The 16,778-nt window shown below is 64.2% G+C and carries 17 protein-coding genes and 1 tRNA gene; 9 read left to right on the top strand and 9 right to left on the bottom strand.

Going from position 1 to position 16,778, the window contains the following annotated elements; translation table 11 throughout:
• Nucleotides 1-87 precede the first annotated feature (87 nt).
• From C8J30_RS17640 to C8J30_RS17610, 7 genes are all read right to left on the bottom strand, one after another.
• A complete protein-coding gene (locus C8J30_RS17640; protein ID WP_110807371.1) occupies nt 88-510 on the bottom strand; it encodes a hypothetical protein in 423 nt (140 codons plus the stop codon).
• 125 nt (nt 511-635) lie between these two features.
• Nucleotides 636-711, bottom strand: a tRNA-Ile gene (locus tag C8J30_RS17635).
• 87 nt (nt 712-798) lie between these two features.
• Nucleotides 799-1,848: a threonine aldolase family protein gene (locus tag C8J30_RS17630; RefSeq protein ID WP_110807369.1), complete on the bottom strand. Its 1,050-nt coding sequence runs from the start codon at nt 1,846-1,848 to the stop codon at nt 799-801.
• Nucleotides 1,849-2,298, bottom strand: coding sequence for a YcgN family cysteine cluster protein (locus tag C8J30_RS17625; protein ID WP_110807367.1), 450 nt, complete (start codon nt 2,296-2,298; stop codon nt 1,849-1,851). It lies immediately after the preceding gene.
• A gap of 42 nt (nt 2,299-2,340) precedes the next feature.
• The gene (locus C8J30_RS17620; RefSeq protein ID WP_110807365.1) at nt 2,341-3,264 is read right to left on the bottom strand and encodes a bifunctional riboflavin kinase/FAD synthetase; all 924 of its coding nucleotides are present in this window, start codon (nt 3,262-3,264) and stop codon (nt 2,341-2,343) included.
• 41 nt (nt 3,265-3,305) lie between these two features.
• Entirely contained in the window at nt 3,306-3,746 is a 441-nt protein-coding gene (locus C8J30_RS17615; RefSeq protein ID WP_110807363.1) for a MaoC family dehydratase, read from the bottom strand.
• A gap of 124 nt (nt 3,747-3,870) precedes the next feature.
• Nucleotides 3,871-4,749: a TIGR01459 family HAD-type hydrolase gene (locus C8J30_RS17610; RefSeq protein WP_110807361.1), complete on the bottom strand. Its 879-nt coding sequence runs from the start codon at nt 4,747-4,749 to the stop codon at nt 3,871-3,873.
• 307 nt (nt 4,750-5,056) lie between these two features.
• On the opposite strand from C8J30_RS17610, the gene parE reads away from it, so the two are divergent.
• The 4 genes from parE (at nt 5,057) to C8J30_RS17590 (ending at nt 9,916) form a co-directional block, all read left to right on the top strand.
• Nucleotides 5,057-7,015 (top strand): DNA topoisomerase IV subunit B, encoded by a 1,959-nt coding sequence (gene parE, locus C8J30_RS17605; protein WP_110807373.1) that lies wholly within the window; start codon nt 5,057-5,059, stop codon nt 7,013-7,015.
• A gap of 20 nt (nt 7,016-7,035) precedes the next feature.
• Nucleotides 7,036-7,731: a HEPN domain-containing protein gene (locus C8J30_RS17600; RefSeq protein WP_146227959.1), complete on the top strand. Its 696-nt coding sequence runs from the start codon at nt 7,036-7,038 to the stop codon at nt 7,729-7,731.
• A gap of 186 nt (nt 7,732-7,917) precedes the next feature.
• Nucleotides 7,918-8,898 carry a hypothetical protein gene (locus C8J30_RS17595; protein WP_110807357.1) on the top strand — a complete coding sequence of 327 codons (981 nt, stop codon included), beginning with the start codon at nt 7,918-7,920 and terminating at the stop codon, nt 8,896-8,898.
• Between the two features lie 7 nt (nt 8,899-8,905).
• Nucleotides 8,906-9,916 carry a carbohydrate kinase family protein gene (locus C8J30_RS17590; RefSeq protein ID WP_110807355.1) on the top strand — a complete coding sequence of 337 codons (1,011 nt, stop codon included), beginning with the start codon at nt 8,906-8,908 and terminating at the stop codon, nt 9,914-9,916.
• Nucleotides 9,917-9,926: 10 nt separating this feature from the next.
• Here the strand turns inward: C8J30_RS17590 and C8J30_RS17585 are convergent, their stop codons facing one another.
• Both C8J30_RS17585 and C8J30_RS17580 read right to left on the bottom strand, forming a co-directional pair.
• Entirely contained in the window at nt 9,927-10,289 is a 363-nt protein-coding gene (locus C8J30_RS17585; RefSeq protein ID WP_110807353.1) for a ribbon-helix-helix domain-containing protein, read from the bottom strand.
• Between the two features lie 25 nt (nt 10,290-10,314).
• Complete coding sequence (locus C8J30_RS17580) at nt 10,315-10,872, bottom strand: DJ-1/PfpI family protein (protein ID WP_110807351.1); 558 nt, start codon at nt 10,870-10,872, stop codon at nt 10,315-10,317.
• 318 nt (nt 10,873-11,190) lie between these two features.
• Here C8J30_RS17580 and C8J30_RS17575 point away from each other — a divergent pair, with 318 nt between their 5' ends.
• The 5 genes from C8J30_RS17575 to C8J30_RS17555 all read left to right on the top strand — a co-directional run bounded on the left by C8J30_RS17575 (nt 11,191) and on the right by C8J30_RS17555 (nt 16,096).
• The gene (locus tag C8J30_RS17575) at nt 11,191-11,517 is read left to right on the top strand and encodes a transporter (RefSeq protein ID WP_110807349.1); all 327 of its coding nucleotides are present in this window, start codon (nt 11,191-11,193) and stop codon (nt 11,515-11,517) included.
• Between the two features lie 36 nt (nt 11,518-11,553).
• Nucleotides 11,554-11,949 carry an SET domain-containing protein gene (locus tag C8J30_RS17570; RefSeq protein ID WP_110807347.1) on the top strand — a complete coding sequence of 132 codons (396 nt, stop codon included), beginning with the start codon at nt 11,554-11,556 and terminating at the stop codon, nt 11,947-11,949.
• On the top strand, nt 11,949-14,102 hold the full coding sequence (locus C8J30_RS17565) for a putative bifunctional diguanylate cyclase/phosphodiesterase (RefSeq protein WP_110807345.1): 2,154 nt from the start codon (nt 11,949-11,951) through the stop codon (nt 14,100-14,102). The genes C8J30_RS17570 and C8J30_RS17565 overlap by 1 nt, the downstream gene beginning before the upstream one ends.
• A 322-nt stretch (nt 14,103-14,424) precedes the next feature.
• A complete protein-coding gene (locus C8J30_RS17560; protein WP_110807344.1) occupies nt 14,425-14,652 on the top strand; it encodes a hypothetical protein in 228 nt (75 codons plus the stop codon).
• A 193-nt stretch (nt 14,653-14,845) separates the two neighbouring features.
• The gene (locus C8J30_RS17555; protein ID WP_110807342.1) at nt 14,846-16,096 is read left to right on the top strand and encodes a PAS domain-containing protein; all 1,251 of its coding nucleotides are present in this window, start codon (nt 14,846-14,848) and stop codon (nt 16,094-16,096) included.
• The last annotated feature ends 682 nt before the right edge of the window (nt 16,097-16,778 follow it).

The raw sequence follows: 16,778 nt of genomic DNA, 5'->3' as shown, positions 1-16,778 counted from the left end.
ATCTGCTCTTCGGTGAACTTCGATCTCTTCATGTCCGGTCCTCTCATTGGGACGGACTCTAGCATCAGATGGACGAGTTATCGGGGGTCACAGCAGCAGGAAGTCGAGCGATGCGTCGAGAATATCGGACGGTTCATTGCCGATCTCGCCAGCTGCCGCTTTCCGCGTGAGCTTTTCACGTTCGGCTTCGATCTCGTCTGCGCGTGGATATGAAGCCCGCGCAGCATCGTCAGCTTCCAGAGCGGCTGAATAACGTTGCCAAACCGCGTGGCCGAAGTCGGCCAGGGTGATCGTCGGACGGGGCGAGATTGAGGCTTTGAAGTCTTGGGCTGCGGCGTCGGCCCTGCTTTGAGCGACGGCGATTACGTGTTGAAGGCGCGCAACCGCTGCCGGATAGGCGCAAGGCGGTGCGACGATCACCGCCGAGCGGTTCAGAAAGTTCGCACCGGGGTTGGTCAAGATACGGTTGCAGCCTTTCGGGAACAGAGATTCGTGCCCAGAAGCGGCCATCCTTCTCTTTCCAATACCGAAGCTTCCCAGCCATCTTGCACCCCGATTCTGGCACCAACTCTGGGACCAAAAATGGCGCAAGGATCAGAAAATGAAGGTTATTCTTTGAGATCAAAGGGATGCTCTGGTAGGCCCGGAGGGACTCGAACCCCCAACCAAGGCGTTATGAGCGCCCGGCTCTAACCATTGAGCTACAGGCCCGTAGCATGCGCAAAGCTCTAGGCAAGATGGGAGGAACGGTCAAGCGCCGGAATGGGGCAGGGGGCTGCCCCATCCGACCCTCGCCGCTCAGCGCAGATGCGCGAGGAAGGTGTCGATTTCGGCCTCGGTCGTGTCCCAGGTGGTGACCATCCGCGCGGCCAGGGGCGTCTCGCCCGGGCCGTCAAGCGACTGGTCGAAGGGCCAGAGATAATAGGACGCCCCCGCTGCATGAGCCGCGCGATGCGCGGCGCGGGGGAAGGCGGCGAAGACCTCGTTCGCCTGCGTCGGATGCGTCAGCGATGCTCCAGACACCGCCGCAATGCCGCCCGCGAGCCGCGTGGCCATCGCATTCGCGTGCCGGGCGAGGTGCAGCCACAGATCGCCGTCCAGATAGGCCGCCATCTGCGCCGCAAGGAAGCGGTGCTTCGAGAAGAGATGCCCGCCGCGCTTGCGGCGCAGCTCGAATTCCCAGGCGCGGGCGGGATCGAAGATGATCACCGCCTCGACCCCCATGCAGCCGTTCTTGGTGCCGCCAAAGCTCAGCACGTCGATCCCGGCTTTCCAGGTCACCTCGGCGGGCCTGCAGCCCAGGGTGACGAGCGCATTGGCAAACCGCGCGCCGTCCATGTGCACGGGCAGCTTGAATTCGCGCGCGACCGCCGTCAGCGCCGCCACTTCGGCGGGGGTGTAGATCGTCCCGGCCTCGGTCGCATTCGTCAGCGAGACCATGCCGCGCTGCACGTTATGCACCCCGGCCCGCGCGGTATGGGCAATGGCCGCGCGCAGACCGGCCGGCTCCATCTTCGCATGCGGGCCGTCCACCAGAACCAGCTTCGACCCGCCGGTGTAGAATTCGGGCGCGCCGCATTCGTCTTCCTCGATATGGGCGTTGCGGTGGCAGAAGATCGCCCCCCAGGGCTGGGTCAGCACCGCACAGGACAGCGCATTCGCCGCCGTCCCCGTCGCCACCAGATAGACCGCAGCCCGCGGCGCCTCGAAGATCTCGCGCAGATGTTCGACCACCGCCCCGGTCAGCGGATCGGCCCCATACGAGGCCAGATGACCCGCATTCGCCGCCGCCAGCGCAGCCATGATCTCGGGCGCGACGCCCGCGGTGTTGTCAGAGGCAAAATGCATTCAGAGGTCCTCGATGATATAGTCCTGCCAGTCTTCCTCGGGCACCTCTGCCTCGGAGACGGTCCATCCGCGCACCGACTGACGGGCGCCATGCACCGTCTCGGGATCGCCGGAAATCAGATAGTGCCAGGGCTCGAGCGGCTTGCCCTCGTAGCGCAGCCGATAGGCGCAGGTCACGGGCATCCAGTAGACGCTTTTCTTCAGCGATTTCGGCGTCAGCCGCACGCATTCGGGCACGAATTGATGCCGGATCTCGTAGTTGCGGCAGCGGCAGCTGTCGCCGTCGAGCAGCCGACAGGCGACCCGGGTGAATTCCAGCTCGCCGGTGTCTTCGTATTCGAGCTTGTTGAGGCAGCATTTGCCGCAGCCATCGCACAAGGCCTCCCATTCGGCGGGGGTCAGCTTGGCCAGCGGCAAGGTCCAGAACAGGGGGCGCAGATTACTACTCATCGCGCAAAAGATGACTCGGATCGGGGCATTTTCATAGTCACATCACGCAGAGCGCAGGATTTCGCGCGCGGTTTCGCAATCGACCGCCATCTGTTTCATCAGGGCGGGCAGGCTGTCGAACTTCATCTCGGGGCGCAGATAGTCGACCAGCGCCACCGAGAGGTGCTGGCCGTAAAGATCACCCTCGAAATCGAAGAGGAAAGTTTCCAGATTCGGCGCGTTTTCGCCAAACATCGGCCGCACGCCAAGGCTGGCCGCGCCCAGATAGGCGCCCGCCTGCGGGCCGGTGAGCACATCGACCTTGACCGCATAGACGCCGAGCTTCGGCAGATGCAGCCGCGCCACCGACATGTTGGCGGTCGGAAAGCCAAGGTCGCGGCCGCGCTTGTCGCCGTGCATCACCTCGCCCTCGATCCGGTGCAGGTGACCGAGCATCTTCGCCGCATCGCGCACCCGCCCTTCGGCCAGCGCCTTGCGGATGTTGGTCGAGGAGACCTCGATCCCGTCGATATGCAGCAGCGGCGCCACCGTGACGTCAAAGCCAAGCGCGCGGCCAAGCGCGATCAACTCGGTCGTGCCCGCGGCGCGGCCCTTGCCGAAGCGGAAATCGCCGCCGACGGTGACATGGGCGACGCCCAGCCCCTCGGCCAGAACTTCGCGGGCGAAGGTTTCCGGGTCCATCCCCGCCAGGTCGCGGTTGAAGGGCAGCTCGTAAAGCCGCTCGACGCCGAGTTTCGCCAGCCGATGTTCGCGGGCTTCGGCATTCATCAGCCGGAAGGGCGCGGCGTCCGGGGCAAAGACTTCGCGCGGATGGGGTTCAAAGGTGATGATGCCCAAGGGCTCGCGACCGCGCGCCAGATCGATCACCGATTGATGCCCCAGATGCACCCCGTCGAAATTGCCCATCGCCACCGAGGCGCCATGCGCCTCGGGCGAGAGCCCCGTCCAATGGGTATAGGTCTGCATTCCCGGTCTCGTCCCCGCCTCCGGCGAGGCCGCCGGTCGTGTCAGCTCTTGCAGGCGGGCGCCAGAACCTGCGCTTCGCCCTCGATCACCACCGTATCGCCCACGCGGCAGCGGGTTTCAAGGGTCACGCGACGCTTCACCGGGTCGATCGACGCAACCGTGACTTCGGCCGTGACGACGTCCCCCGGGCGGACCGGGGCGCGGAATTTCAGCGACTGGCCCATGTAAATCGTGCCGTGGCCCGGCAGCTGCTCGCCGATCACCGCCGAGATCAGCCCGGCCGAGAGCATCCCATGCGCGATCCGGCCCTTGAACATCGTCCCTTTGGCAAACTCGTCATCCAGATGCACCGGGTTGCAGTCGGTCGAGACCTCGGCAAAGAGCTCGATGTCGCGGTCGGTGATTTCCTTGGTCAGGCTGCGCATCATGCCGACCTCGAGCTCATTGATGCAGATCGTGCCGCGGACGATGGGGTCGGTCATGAGAGGCGCTCCGGCTTGGGGTCATGTTGCGCCGCGGCATAGCATGGCGATGCTCACCATGCAAGCGCAGCGAAACTTATGAACCCAAGACGAAGGTCGAACGCAAGATAGTTGCGAGGTGGTTTCAGCGCAGACGGCCGATGGTGTATTGCGGTTCCTGCTGACGCGCGCCAAGCCAGCCCCTGAGCAGGTCCCGGTTCGGATTGTCGACATCGGGGCCGAATTGCTCGGCGGCGAGCCCGCCCGAGACGAAGAGCACGTCGAGGTTCTCGCCGATCGCGCCCGCAACATCGGTGTTGATGCCGTCGCCGATCGCCAGCACCCGGCTGTCATCGGCGAGGCCGAACTCCGCCATGCGCCGCCGCGCCATGTCATAGATCGGCGGATGCGGCTTGCCGAAATACATCGTGCGCCCACCCATTTCCTCGTAAAGCGCGGCCAAGGCGCCGGCGCAGTAGATCCGGGTTTCGCCCATGTCGACGACGACATCGGGGTTGGCGCAGAGCATCGGCAGGCCGCGGGTCTTGGCTTCAAGGAAACGGGGGCGGTAGTCTTCGGGGACTTCATTCAGTTCGTCGAAGGGGCCGGTGCAGACGATGCCCTCGGCCTGATCGAAGGGGACCAGCTCGACATGGGTGCGGCCTTCCCATTCCTTCGGGATCTCGGTGAAAAAGCCGTCGTCCTTGTGCGGCCCGAGGTGCCAGAGCTTGCGCCCGACCGCGCCCGCGAACATCGCATCCTGCGCCGCGTCGCCCGAGGTGACGATGGCATCCCAGGCCTCGCGCGGAACGCCCATCCGGTCGAGCCCTTCGGCGACGAAGCGGGCCGGGCGCGGCGCGTTGGTGATCAGGATCACCCGGCCGCCCTGACCGCGGAAGCCTTGAAGCGCGGCGACGGCGGCGGGGAAGGGGGCGACGCCATTGTGCACGCAGCCCCAGAGATCGCACAGCAGCACGTCGTAGCGGGCGGAGATTTCGGCGAGCGACTGGAGAATGCGGGTCATGGGGCGGCCTTTCGGAACGGTTCGGACATCGATGCGGCCAGCTTATGACATGGGTGCGACAGAATGACAAAGGGGCACGACGCGGTGCGGCGCGCGTCGCGGCCGCCCGCGAAAGGGGGGCGCTGCCCCCCTCTGGCTGCGCCATTCACCCCCCGGGATATTTCGGGCAAGATAAATCATGCCTCTTTATCTTGCCTCAAATATCCCGGGGGTGTCCCGCAGGGACGGGGGCAGCGCCCCCTGCTTGCCCCGGCCCCCCAAGCTGCGGTATCTCTGCATCTCAAGAACACCAATGAAAGCGAGCACCATGTCCGGCGATCTTCTGTCTTCGACCCAGACCGAGACTTATGACGCCTCCTCGATCGAGGTGCTCGAAGGGCTGGAGCCGGTGCGCAAGCGGCCGGGCATGTATATCGGCGGCACGGACGAGCGCGCGCTGCACCACATGGTGGCCGAGATTCTCGACAACGCCATGGACGAGGCGGTGGCAGGGCACGCGAACCGGATCGAGGTCGAGGTGAATTCCGATGGCTCGGTCACCGTGCGCGACAATGGCCGCGGGATTCCCGTCGATCCGCATCCGAAGTTCCCCGGCAAGTCGGCGCTGGAAGTGATCCTGTGCACACTGCATGCGGGGGGCAAGTTCTCGAACAAGGCCTATTCGACCTCGGGGGGGTTGAACGGGGTGGGCTCGTCGGTGGTGAACGCTCTCTCGGACCTGATGGTGGTGCAGGTCGCGCGCAACAAGGAGCTTTACGAGCAGCGGTTCTCGCGCGGGGTGCCGCAGGGCCCGGTCGAGAAGCTGGGTGCGGCGCCCAATCGGCGCGGCACGATGGTGACCTTTCACCCCGATCCGGAGATTTTCGGCTCGCTCAGCCTGAAACCGGCGCGGCTGTTCAAGATGACGCGCTCGAAGGCGTACCTGTTTTCGGGCGTCGAAATCCGCTGGAAGACCGCGATTGCCGATGGCGACACGCCCACCGAAGCGACCTTCCATTTCCCGAATGGCCTCGCCGATTATCTGGGCGAAGCCCTGACCGGGGCCTCGACCTATTCCGACAAGCCCTTTGCGGGGCGGGTGAGTTTCGAGGAGAAATACAACATCCCCGGGTCGGTCGAATGGGCGATCAACTGGACCCCGGTGCGTGACGGCTTCCTCCACAGCTATTGCAACACCGTGCCCACCCCCGAGGGCGGCACCCATGAGGCAGGCTTCTGGGCCGCGATCCTGAAAGGAATCCGCGCCTATGGCGAGCGGATCAACAACAAGAAGGCGGCGCAGATCACCCGCGAGGACATGCTGACGGGCGGCTGCGCGCTGATCTCGATCTTCATCCGCGAGCCGTCTTTCGTCGGCCAAACCAAGGACCGGCTTTCGACCGAGGAAGCCGCGCGCTGGGTTGAAAATGCGGTGCGGGATTATTTCGACACCTGGCTGACCACCGATACCAAGGCGGCGGGGGCGATCCTCGATTTCCTCGTGCTGCGGGCCGAGGAGCGGCTGCGGCGCAAGGCGGAAAAGGAAACCTCGCGCAAGTCGGCGACGAAGAAGCTGCGTCTGCCCGGGAAACTTGTCGATTGTTCGGCCACGAACCGAGAGGGGACGGAGCTCTTCATCGTCGAAGGCGACTCGGCCGGTGGCTCGGCGAAGATGGCGCGCGACCGCACCATGCAGGCTCTGCTGCCCTTGCGGGGCAAGATCCTGAACGTGCTTGGCGCCGCAAGTTCCAAGCTGGGCCAGAACCAGGAGATCAACGATCTGGCGCAGGCTTTGGGCGTGGGGCTGGGCACCAAGTTCCGCGTTGATGATCTGCGCTATGACAAGATCATCATCATGACCGATGCGGACGTCGACGGCGCGCATATCGCCTCGCTTCTGATGACCTTCTTTTTCACCCAGATGCGCGGGCTGATCGACAAGGGGCACCTCTATCTCGCCTGTCCGCCGCTTTACCGCCTCACGCAGGGGGCGAAGCGGATCTATGTCGCCGATGATGCCGAGAAGGAAGTCTGGATGGCCAAGGGCTTGGGCGGACGCGGCAAGATCGACGTGCAGCGCTTCAAGGGTCTGGGCGAGATGGACGCCAAGGATCTGAAGGACACGACGATGAACCCGGCGACGCGCAAGCTGATCCGGGTCACCATCGACGACGAATTCGCGGGCGAGACCGATGATCTGGTCGAGCGGCTGATGGGGAAAAAGCCCGAGCTGCGGTTCCAGTATATCACCGAGAACGCGCGGTTCGTTGAGGAGCTGGATGTGTGATCCCGCTGGGGGGGAGCGTATTGATCGAGAGCGTTGTCGACGCCGCAAAAGCTAGCCTCGTCGTCGACCTCTTTGCGGTTCCCGCGATCGAGGATTACGTGGTCGCGCGTTGGGCATATCTGAACGGATTGAAACGCCAATACTACTGGAGCGCGTCACAGGCGCTTGAGAAACTGCTCAAAGCCTCGTTGATCTCTGCCAATGTGGAGGTGAAAAAAGATAGTCACCACATCGCCAAGATGAGCGCCAAACTTGAGGCTCTCGGGCCAAGGCCTTCGCTCACAGAGCCCTTCTCAACGGTTGAGCCACACAAACTTATCCGGGGAACACAATCTGACCCGATGGGGTTCATAGCGCAGATCGATCAATACGGGGCCCCCAACTCTCGGTACAGATTGCTGGACTTCGTGACCTATGAGGGCGACATCCATCGGTTTGACGAAACCTTTTTTCGGATCATCGTAGCATGGGAGTCGATCGCTTCCGTAGGCAAGAACGGTAATCCCGGCTTTCTGCCCGAGCACTGGGCGTTTTCATCAGACGCGAGAGATGCGGCATTCAAAGGTAATCGGATTTTCCAAAGCACCAATCCAGCTCACCTTCTGCACGGCGACGGATTTTGTATGGCGCGCACGCCCAAAAAAATGCACGATTACGATTCAGAACCCCTGAAATCGGCGATGCAATGGCTCCGTGGACTTGCGCAGCTGGGCTAGTTTTTCCGTGATGGGCTGCGCTGTGCGCCGCTGATACCGAATTTCTATTTTGGGTCTCCGACTTGGCACGTGCATGCATTTTCGCCGATTGAAAAACGGATTGAAGCACCTGCTTCCCCGGTTCCCTCAGTCCGATGATGGCGCTAACCTTCGCGCAGGTCTCGACTCGGACCCGAAGGAAACCCCATGACCAAGACCCTCGACCAGAAACTCGCACGGATCCGTGGCGGGCTTTATCGTCCCGCGGATTTCATCATTGCCGATGCCAAGGATGGCGACATGGCCTTTGGCTGTGCCGCGCCGGGCAAGGCGGCGGACGGGCGGATGAGGCCGCTCGCCGCCTATCGCGAGGACATGGCCCGGGTCACCGCCTCGAACCTTGCTGACATCATGCTGATGTCGCTCTCCTCGGCCGAAGTGCTGACGCGCAAGGGCGTATTTGCCGAGACCGGTGTGACCCCGGCGGTGCGGCTCAATGATACGTCCGACATTTGGCACCCGCGCGGGGCGAGCTACGCGCAAAGCCCGGCGCTGCCGTTTCGGACCGCGCGGCTCGATCGGGCGAGAGCCGTTGCTGATCTTGGGCTTTATGCGGTCACCTTCTACAACGACCTTGCGCGCGATCATCACACGCTGGGCGAATATGCGCGCTTTCGCGACGAGGCGACCGCGGCGGGGATGCGTCACTTCCTCGAAGTCTTCAACCCGATGACGCCCGTCACCACCTCGACTGGCGATTTTGCGCGCTACAACAACGACATGATCGCGCGGATTCTGGCGGGAGTGTCGCGGCTCGACCGGCCGATCTTCCTCAAGGCGACCTACAACGGCCCCGCCGCGACCGAGGAAATCGCCGCTTATGATCCCGAAAACCTCGTCTTCGGCATTCTGGGCGGCGGCGCGGGCACGACGCGCGATTGCCTTGAACTGGTCCGTCAGGCGGAGAAATACGGCGCCCGCGTCGCGCTCTTCGGGCGCAAGATCTATCACGCCGAGGACAGCGTGCTGATGCTGAGGGCGATGCGCCGGGTGATCGAAGAGGGTATCGGCTCGGACGAGGGCACGCGCGCCTATCACGCCGATCTGGCCGCCGCCGGGATCGCGCCGTTCCGGTCCTTGCCCGAGGATCTCGAGGTCACCGACGCCGTTTTGAAACCCAACATGTGAGGCGACGATGCCGCGTTCGGGCTTTCTGACCGCCGGGACCTTCGTTCTGGACCGCAACATCGCCGTCGATGCTTGGCCACAGGAGGACATGGCGGCGACGGCGCGGGCGGTTGCGCTGTCGGGTGGCGGCTCGGCGTGCAATTTCGCCATCGACATGCTGCGGCTTGATCCGTCGGTGCCGGTCGCGGTGCAGACGCTCGTCGGCGCGGATGCCGAGGGGGATTTCCTGATCGCGGAAGCCGCGCGGTTCGGCATCGATCCCGCGGGCTTTGCCCGCACCGATCAGGCGCGGACGCAGATCACCGATGCCTATCACTCGGCGGCGACGGGGCGGCGCACGCATATCCTGTTTCCGGGCACGGCGCCCTTGCTGACGCCCGATCATTTCGACTTTTCCACCACGCGGGCGCGATTTCTGCATCTGGGTCTGCCGGGCATCCATCCGGCGATGGATGCGCCCTGGGGAGACGCGCCGAACGGCTGGGTCGCGGTGCTCAAGCGCGCGCGGGCGGCGGGGCTGGAAACCAACCTTGAACTCGTCTCGACCGGGGCCGAGGCGCTGCGCGCCGCGATCCTGCCCTGTCTGCCGCATCTGACGACGCTCGTGTGCAACGATTTCGAGATCGGCGCGCTGGCGGGGATCAAGACGGTGCAGGCGGGCGTGACCGATTGGGACGCGGTCGAACGCGCCGCCGAAATCGTGCTGGGGCAGGGGGCGATGGCGCTTGTCGCGGTGCATTTCACCCTTGGCGCGGTGCTGGTTGAACGCGGGGCCGCGCCGATCCGCTGCCCTTCGGTCAAGGTGCCGCCGGGGGCGAACAAGGGCGCGAATGGCGCGGGCGATGCCTTCGCGGCGGGCTTCTTTTACGGTCGCCATCGCGGCTGGGCGCCGCGCGACTGTCTGCGCATGGGCCATGCGACCTCGGCCGCTTGCCTGCGCGCGCCCGGCACCTACGAGACGATCGACCGGGCCGAGGCCTGTTTGCAACTGGCCGAGGACTGGGGCTGGCGGGACTGAGCCCGCCCGCTCAGTTCAGCACCGCGCCGCGCCGTTCGGCCTCGCGCGTCAGGATCGCGCGCGCCGGATGCGCCGAAATCGGCACCCGACGGTCGGACGAAATCTCGCCCGCGGCGATCAGCGCGTGATAGCGCGCGCAGCAGACCCGCAGGAACGAGGTGAAATTGCCCAGATCATGATCGGCATCCATCGCCTCGTGCCAGAGCTTGGTGATCAACTGCGCGGTGGTCATGCCGTCGCGTTGCCCGATTTCGGTCAGCGTGTCCCAGAAATGGGTCTCGATCCGGATCGAGGTGGCGACCCCGTCGATGCGCAGGCTGTGGGTGCGGCTTTGCCACTGACCCGCATCGGCCTTGATGAAGAGTTCACACATCGCGGGGCCTCCCTTCCCGTTGATGTTACAACAGCGCCATGAACTGCTTGAGCCACGCGGGATGCGCGGGCCAGGCGGGCGCAGTCACCAGATTGCCATCGGTCACCGCCTCTGTCACCGCAATTTCCGCGTATGTGCCGCCCGAGGCGGTCACCTCATAGGAACAGGCCGGATAGGCCGAGCAGGTCCGCCCGGTCAGCACGCCGGCCGCGGCCAGAAGCTGCGCCCCGTGGCAGATCGCGGCGACCGGTTTCGCCGCATCGAAGAAGTGCCGGACCATCGCCAGCACCTCGGGGTTGAGTCGCAGATACTCCGGCGCCCGCCCGCCGGGGATCACCAGCGCATCGTAGCTTTCGGCCTTGACCGCCGCGAAATCGGCATTGAGCGCGAAATTGTGACCGGGCTTTTCGGAATAGGTCTGATCGCCCTCGAAGTCATGAATCGCCGTCTTCACCCTATCGCCCGCCGCCTTGCCGGGGCAGACCGCATCGACGCTGTGATCGCAGGCCAGAAGCGTCTGAAACGGCACCATCGTCTCGTAATCCTCGGTGAAATCACCGGTAATCATCAGGATCTTCGCCATCGTGCATCCTCCCTTTGCTGTGGCTGAGGCCCAGCATGAGGCAATCCGGCGCAGCTGTGGTGTTAGCCAGATACTACGGCGGCGCGCGCCGGGCCGGGGGCCCCGGGGATCAGCGTGTCACGCGCGAAGAACACCCCGCAACCCACTGGAAAAGCTGCGGGACAAGCGCCGAGTCGCGGCGGCGTGCCCGGATCTGACCAGCGAATAGTATGGTTAATTTTACAGGTTTCATCGCCTTGGCGTTTATGTTTCGACAAGCATCTTAACCTTAACGTGTGCCCATTCTTCGATAGGCAACGATATCAGGAGTGCTGCTCGATGCGATCCTATCTCATTCTGGCGGGAATTGTCGTTCTGACAATCCTTGGCGATTACGCGCTCAAATATGCCTCGCTGCGCGCCTCGCCCCATACCTCGCCCTGGTTGTTCGGGGGGGCGGCGCTTTACGCGCTGACGGCGCTGGGATGGATGTGGCTGATGCAGAGCCAGAGCCTGGCGCAGATCGCCGTCCTCTACAGTTCTGCGACCATCCTGCTGCTCACCGGCGTGGGTATCGTCTTCTTCGGAGAAACCCTCTCGACGCGTCAGGTCGCCGGCCTCGCCGCCGCGCTCTTCGCCGTCGTGATGATGCAGGCCGACGCCTGATGTGACGACCAAACCCCAACAACCCAGAGACTCGCGATGTTTCTTGTAAAGCACTATGTCACCCGCAGCAAAATCCACGGACTTGGCGTTTTCACCCAGGTTCCGATCCGCGCCGGGGACACGGTCTGGCGCTACGATCCGATGTTTGATGTGGACATTCCCGTGGCTGCGCTGCAAAAATTTCCGGAAGATTTGGCGCAAACAGTCCTTCATCACGCAGAATATATCCCGCATCTCGGGATCTTCCGGCTTGGCAATGATGGAGACATGTTCATGAACCACAGCAAGGACCCGAGCCTGATCGATCGCGGCGAAGAGATGATCGCCGCGCGGGACATGGCTGTCGGAACCGAGCTGACCTGCGACTACGGGCAGGTCCATGTGCTCGGCTTCGAAAATGCCCTGCAGCCGCTGCTGGAGGCAGCGGCCTGATGAGCGGAAATACCCTGCCGCGGCAGATCGTGGTCCTTGTGACCGCGGTTCTGCTTGCGGTGCTGGCCGTGCTCTGGATGTCGCTCGTGTCCGTACGCGGGACGATGGACCGGAGCGCGGCCGAGGAATCGACGAAACGAGTCGCTGGTCGGGTGCACAATCTGCTCGACCAGGTCTCGTTGCTGGCCAGCGACTATCACAACTGGACCGATCTTTACGTCGATGCCGAGGATCTGGCGATCGATCGGCTGGCCTCGAACTATGGCATCACCGCCCACCGGGGCGAAGTGTTTCAATATGCCGAGGTCTTCGACGGCCCCTTCGTCGCGCCGCTCTCCTGGCACGAGGGCGAGGGGCTGACGCCGCAAGCGGGGTTCCTGACCGACCGCACGCGTCAGGTGCTGCGCGAGGTTGTCCCGGCGCTTGATCCCACGCATCGCGAAACGCACGCCTATTTCGAGATGCGCGCCGGCGTGCCGGTGATGTTTGCGAGTTCGTATCTGCTGCCCGAGAACCCGGAGGTGCTGGCGAAAGTGATGCCGGGTTCGGCGGCGATTGCGACGATCGGCAAGGTGCTGGCGCCGCAGCGCCTGCGCGACATGGAAAGCGAATTCTCGATTGCCGGGCTTGGCGTGACGATGAGCCCGCCCGAGGACACCGTGTCGATCTCGCTCACGGGCGTCGACGGCCGTCCGGTCGGCTGGCTGCGCTGGTCGCCGCCGAGACCGGGGACGCTGCTCTTTTGGAAGATGTTTCCGATCATGGCGGGGATCAGCGTCGTCTTCGTGGTGATCTCCTATTCCGCGGCGCTGTTGTTGCGCTCCAAGGCCGCCGGGCTGATCGAGCGCGAGGCGATTTCCTTCGACCGCGCCCGCAGCGACTCGCTGACCGGCTTGCCCAACCGTTTTGCCATGCGCGAGCATCTGGATGCCCTGCGCAGCCGCGGCGATATCGATTGTGCCGTCCTTGCCATTGATCTCGTGCGGTTCAAGTTGATCAACGACACGGTCGGCCATCTGGGCGGCGACGCCTTCCTGGTGGAATTTGCCGCGCGCCTGCGCACGATTGCCGATGAAACGGCGTTCCTGGCCCGCTATGGCGGCGACGAATTCTTCGTGGTGTTTTCCGCCGCTGCGGATCTGGAGCAGATCGTTGCGGATAAATGCAGCCAGATCAATGTCCTGTCCGAAAATCCGATCCTGTGCAACGGGGTCAGTTTCGAAGTTCTGGCCTCCAAGGGCCTTGCCTTCGAGGATCATCGCGGCATGGAGCAGGAAGAGCTTTTGCGCCGCGCCGACCGGGCGATGTATTCCGCCAAGCTGCGCGAGACGCTGGAAGTCGTGCGGTACGACAAGCGCATGGAGACCGAGGATATCGATCACAAGCGGATCGAAAGGGAACTGCGCCGCGCGCTGATCGAGGGGCATGGGCTCGAGGTGCATTACCAGCCCATCGTTCCGGCCAATCCGGGGGCGGGGCCGACCCGTTACGAGGCGCTGGCGCGCTGGACCTCGCCCGAGCTTGGCAAGGTGTCGCCCGAGCGCTTCATCAAGGTGGCCGAGGCGACCGGGCTGATCCTGCCGCTGGGCTGGAAGCTGCTCGATCTCGTCTGTGCCGACATGTGCCTGCTCGACAAGGCGCGGGTCAGCATCAACGTGTCGCCGACGCAGCTGATGAGCCGCGGCTTTGCCGAGAAATTCACCGCCATCGTGCTGTCGCATGGCATCGCGCCCTGGCGGATCGAGGTCGAGGTGACAGAGCAGATCGTGGTGCGCGACGATGCGACGATCGAACAGGAACTGATCGCGCTCAGCCACAACGGGTTCACGCTGGCGCTTGATGATTTCGGCACCGGCTTCGCCTCGATCGGCTACCTGACGCAGATGCCCTTCGACGGGCTGAAGATCGACCGCTCCTTTGTCCGCTCGATCGAGGATGGGCAGCAGGGGATGCGGATGGTCCGCTCGATTGTCGGTTTGGCCCGCGCGATGGACCTGTCGATCGTCGCCGAGGGGGTCGAAAACGAGGCCGAGGCGGTGTTGCTGCGCCGGATCGGCGCGGATTACCTGCAGGGCTATTATTTCGGCCGCCCGGCTCCGGCCTCGGCCTGGGTCAAGGACAGCCCGACGCCGAAGGGGCCGAAGCCGGTCTGACCGTAAAATCCGCGCTGTCAGCGGGACGCTCGCCTTGCAGGCGAGGCGAATTGCGCATTTTTCGCCCCATGCTTCCTCATTCTGGCCGCATTTCGCGGAAAGACTCTGCCAAACCTCTCAGTTTCGGTGCCATTCCATGCGATTTCACAAGGAAGACCCCTTCACCAAGAGATTGCAGCAAATGAAGGCCGAGGCGGCCGACGCCCCAGCCCCGTCGCACCTGCCGCCCCCCTTGCCGCCGCGCGCTGTGTCGCCTGCGCCGCCGCCCCTGCCGAGGCCCGCGCGCGTGACGGCCCGGGCATCAGGGCGGGGGCGGTCTTCCGTGGAAGCCGGGCAACGGGCGCGGCTGATCGCGGTCTTTGCGGTGGTGCTTTTGGGCGGTGGTGCGCTCTTCGCCACGCAATCGCAGCTGCGCAGCCTCGGAGCGCCTGTCCCATTGCGGCTGAGCGCGGCGAGCCCCGCCGAACCTTCCGCCCCGGAGCCGGCGCCGCAGGCCGCTGCCGCTGCGCCGGAAACCGGCGGTGCCGATCAGGGCGGACGCAGACCCTGAGGCCTTTCACGACGATGCTCTTCGGCGGGACTTGGTGGAAATCGCGCCGCTGCGGTTCGATGACGCTCGCCGGTTTGCGGGTTGCGCGGAAAATGGGCTGTCCGTGATAAAAAGTGCATTCGACCCATGGATATAAAGATCCCGGTAACTCCCCCGAGGGTAGAGTTCCTCGACCCTGATCCGGAGAAGCCCCGTGACCCTGCTCAATGACCCGTCCCGCCAATCCGAAGGCGTGGTCGACTTTGGCTTCGATGAGATTTTCTTTTCCCGCACTGACCCGCGCGGGGTGATCAAGGCGGGCAATGATGTCTTCCAGCGTGTCTCGGGCTATGGCTGGGGCGAGTTGCTCGGCGCGCCACACAAGATCATCCGCCATCCCGATACGCCGCGCGCGGTCTTTCGCATCCTGTGGGACGCGCTCGGCCATGGCTATCCGATGGGCGCCTATGTGAAGAACCGCGCCCGCAGTGGTGACCACTATTGGGTCTTCGCGGTGATCCTGCCGATCGAGGGGGGCTATCTCTCGGTGCGCCTGAAACCCTCGACGCCGCTGTTCGACAAGGTGAAGGAGATCTACGCCGATCTCTGCGCCAAGGAACGCGCGGAAAACCTTGATCCGGACGTCAGTGCCAAGATGCTCTGGAACACCGTGACCGAGGCGGGCTTCACCAGTTACACCACCTTCATGGCCAGCGCGCTGGGGCAGGAACTCGCAGCCGCCGATCAGCGGATGCACCGTCCGGTCGATCCGCGCACGCTGCGCCTGATCGAGCTGAATGTCGCGCTGGAGCAGGTGACCCACGAGCAGCGCAAGCTGTTGCGCAGCTTCGAGTCGCTGCAGTCGATCCCGAACAACATGCGCCTTGTCGCGTCCCGGCTCGAACCCGCGGGCGGCCCGGTCTCGGCGATTTCGGAAAATTATCGCGCCTCGTCGCTGGTGATCTCCGAGCGGCTGCGCAGCTTCGTCACCGGGCGCGACAACCTTTGTGACCGGGTCTCGCGGCAGGCGGCACGGGCGTTGTTCCTGCTCGGGGCGGATCGGGTGATGGCCGACATGATCGCCCGCTTCCGTCACGCCGAACTGGTCGAGGGGATCGATTGGATCGCCGAGGGGGAGGGGCTCGCCCGCACCCGCGAGGCCGCCCGCGCCGAAAGCCGCGGGGCGTTGAAAAGCGCGGTCGAACATGCCGAGGAGCTGACCCGCTCCAGTTCGGAAATCCGGCGGCTGATGCTCGGTCTCGACACGATCCGGGTGATGGGCCGGGTGGAATGCGGTCGTTTGCGCGCCAATGGCGGCGGACTTGCGGCCACGATCGATCAGCTCGATCTCTTCCATGCCGAGATCAAGACCCGGCTCGAGACGATCCTGCGCCTCTCCGAGGAAATCGGCTCCGCCATGAGCCGATTTGCAAGCACCGAATTTGGCGCTGCAGCAAGAGCCTGAGCCTGCGATCGGCCTCATCTGCTCGAGAGAGCGCGGTAGCACCGGCCCTGTGTTCATGCATTGATCGCGCCGTGCGCCGGGGCCGCGGCTGCGCCGTGGCTTTGGCGCGGCGCCGGTCTTTTCCGGTGTCGCGCGACCGCTCCCTGACGCCCGCGCTCGAGTTGGTCTGCCTGTCCCCGATGGCCTCCCTCTGACGCCGAGCCCGGAATCGGGGGCGGGGTTGATGCCGGATCGTCCCCCCCGATTCCCGCTTGTGCGCGCCCGTTGGGGCAGCGAGTCGGGCGTTTCAGCCCTCGGTCCTGTCCACCGCGATCCGTGAGCCGGGCAGGGCAGGCGGCCAAATTCCAAGGAAACAAGGCAGTTTTTGAGCCGGTACGAGAAAAGTGACGGATTTGCGAAAAAGGGGGTTGCGGAGGTTGGTTGGTATCCGTAGAACACCCCTCACCGAAGCGACGGTAGTTGCAGCGGGACGCGGAACGGTGACTGACGAAGCGGAAGCGACGGTGGTTGTTGGGATGCGGTGGATGATCGAGGTGATACGGCCTGAAGCGCCATGGGAATGGCGGTTCGGTTTTGTTTTTGCCTCTGCTCTTTGACATTGATGCTATCTGAAGAGATATGCGGGCGGTTTGGTTGCGCAAGCGACTGCGGACCGAGCGCGTATCGCACTCTAGGCTTCGGC

Source organism: Rhodobacter viridis, assembly GCF_003217355.1.
GTDB classification, from domain to species: Bacteria; Pseudomonadota; Alphaproteobacteria; order Rhodobacterales; family Rhodobacteraceae; genus Rhodobacter; species Rhodobacter viridis.
This window is presented reverse-complemented; position numbering and strand designations above follow the sequence as displayed.

Excerpts from the sequence above, each read along its gene's own strand:
- C8J30_RS17640 (WP_110807371.1), bottom strand. The coding sequence starts at position 510 with ATGGCCGCTTCTGGGCACGAATCTCTGTTCCCGAAAGGCTGCAACCGT.
- C8J30_RS17630 (WP_110807369.1), bottom strand. The coding sequence starts at position 1,848 with ATGCATTTTGCCTCTGACAACACCGCGGGCGTCGCGCCCGAGATCATG.
- C8J30_RS17625 (WP_110807367.1), bottom strand. The coding sequence starts at position 2,298 with ATGAGTAGTAATCTGCGCCCCCTGTTCTGGACCTTGCCGCTGGCCAAG.
- C8J30_RS17620 (WP_110807365.1), bottom strand. The coding sequence starts at position 3,264 with ATGCAGACCTATACCCATTGGACGGGGCTCTCGCCCGAGGCGCATGGC.
- C8J30_RS17615 (WP_110807363.1), bottom strand. The coding sequence starts at position 3,746 with ATGACCGACCCCATCGTCCGCGGCACGATCTGCATCAATGAGCTCGAG.
- C8J30_RS17610 (WP_110807361.1), bottom strand. The coding sequence starts at position 4,749 with ATGACCCGCATTCTCCAGTCGCTCGCCGAAATCTCCGCCCGCTACGAC.
- parE (WP_110807373.1), top strand. The coding sequence starts at position 5,057 with ATGTCCGGCGATCTTCTGTCTTCGACCCAGACCGAGACTTATGACGCC.
- C8J30_RS17595 (WP_110807357.1), top strand. The coding sequence starts at position 7,918 with ATGACCAAGACCCTCGACCAGAAACTCGCACGGATCCGTGGCGGGCTT.
- C8J30_RS17590 (WP_110807355.1), top strand. The coding sequence starts at position 8,906 with ATGCCGCGTTCGGGCTTTCTGACCGCCGGGACCTTCGTTCTGGACCGC.
- C8J30_RS17585 (WP_110807353.1), bottom strand. The coding sequence starts at position 10,289 with ATGTGTGAACTCTTCATCAAGGCCGATGCGGGTCAGTGGCAAAGCCGC.
- C8J30_RS17580 (WP_110807351.1), bottom strand. The coding sequence starts at position 10,872 with ATGGCGAAGATCCTGATGATTACCGGTGATTTCACCGAGGATTACGAG.
- C8J30_RS17575 (WP_110807349.1), top strand. The coding sequence starts at position 11,191 with ATGCGATCCTATCTCATTCTGGCGGGAATTGTCGTTCTGACAATCCTT.
- C8J30_RS17570 (WP_110807347.1), top strand. The coding sequence starts at position 11,554 with ATGTTTCTTGTAAAGCACTATGTCACCCGCAGCAAAATCCACGGACTT.
- C8J30_RS17565 (WP_110807345.1), top strand. The coding sequence starts at position 11,949 with ATGAGCGGAAATACCCTGCCGCGGCAGATCGTGGTCCTTGTGACCGCG.